The 1,281-nt window shown below is 61.4% G+C and carries 1 protein-coding gene and 1 pseudogene; one reads left to right on the top strand and one right to left on the bottom strand.

Annotation, left to right across the window (positions count from 1 at the left end):
* Nucleotides 1-253, top strand: a pseudogene (locus B7R24_RS16765) (transposase); the annotation flags it as partial.
* A gap of 60 nt (nucleotides 254-313) precedes the next feature.
* On the opposite strand, the gene B7R24_RS16760 reads toward B7R24_RS16765, so the two are convergent.
* Entirely contained in the window at nucleotides 314-844 is a 531-nt protein-coding gene (locus tag B7R24_RS16760; protein ID WP_116420064.1) for a GNAT family N-acetyltransferase, read from the bottom strand.
* Nucleotides 845-1,281 lie beyond the last annotated feature (437 nt).

Here is a 1,281-nt window from a genome sequence, read left to right as displayed (position 1 = left end):
CCTTGCACCGGTTCCCCGCGATTCCGGGAAGATCTCCGGCAACCGCCACCGGCCAAGGCGGTACGACCGCCGTCTTCTGAACGCCTGCTTCCAAGCAGCGTTCATTGCCTCCAGAACCTGTCCCGCGTCCCGGACGTTCTACGAACGGAAACGACGGGAAGGGAAATCGCACAAGCAGGCCCTCATCGCCCTGGCCCGCCGCCGGATCAACGTCATCTGGGCCATCCTCAGAGATCAAACCATGTATAACCCGCCGAAAGACGGCACCGAGCTGACGGCGCTGACTCGTTCTTCCGCTGTGCCGGTATCACCTTTACGGAGAAAGGATGCGCTGGAAGAGGCGGTGATCTTGCCAGCGGCCCGCGATTCGGAGGTAGTCAGGAGCCAGTCCGAACTCGGTGAAACCGCAGCGTTTCAGAACTGACTGGGACGCGACGTTATGGACCAACGTGCCCGCCTGGATCCGGTGTAGGCCCAATTCACCTCGGGCTAGGTCAGCGGCGGCGCCGACGGCAGCTGTCATGAGCCCTCGGCCTGCGTAGCGGGCGTCGACCCAGTACCCGAGGTTTGCACTCTCAAACGCGCCCCGCACGATGCCGACAAGATTGACTCTTCCCACTATCCGTGACCGATCGGAGAGTACGAGCGGGAAAGCCCTCCCGGTGTCCTGATCGGCCAACAACTTCCCTACTTCGTTTGACTGGCCGGCCTCAGTGAAAAATGTTTCGGAACGGGAAGGATCCCACGGGGCCAGGTGATCTCGATTATCGCGATACGAGTCGGCAAGCGCGGCAGCATCGTCCGCGGTCAAGGTCCGGAGGACCACACCGTTGCTCAGCTGCATGTGAAAGGCCACGCGAAGACACTAGCCCGTTAGCTGTTTGATCGACACGGGCGAAGAACGGTTCCGCTGCTATCTGACTGCTGACTCGTTCGTTCGAACCTGGCCTAGCGGTCGCCTGCCTTTGGCCGGCGCGGTGTTGGTGCGCTTTGCGCTTTTGCCTGGAAGCCTTCGGCAGCATACGGGCCTCCGTCGTCCACGCAAGCGGCCAGGGCCGCTGACTCCTCCGAGATTCTTCGCACGCGGTCGCTTCGCTCCCTTTTTTCGTGCCAACAATCTCTCCTCCGTCACCCTGCGGGTTGCGCTCCCGCCTCCGACCCTGCGCGGTACTTCGTACCTTCCAGGCAAAAAACGTGTGGGAGGAAGTGACAGTCGGGGCCGAGACAAACCTCCATTTCGGCTTGACAAACCTGATTGAGAATCACGGCAAAACAACGTGG

The sequence above is a fragment of the Subtercola boreus genome (genome assembly GCF_003399645.1).
GTDB classification, from domain to species: Bacteria; Actinomycetota; Actinomycetes; order Actinomycetales; family Microbacteriaceae; genus Subtercola; species Subtercola boreus_A.
This window is presented reverse-complemented; position numbering and strand designations above follow the sequence as displayed.

Bases quoted from the DNA above. Each gene is read 5' to 3' on its own strand.
- B7R24_RS16760 (WP_116420064.1), bottom strand. From the start codon at position 844: ATGCAGCTGAGCAACGGTGTGGTCCTCCGGACCTTGACCGCGGACGAT.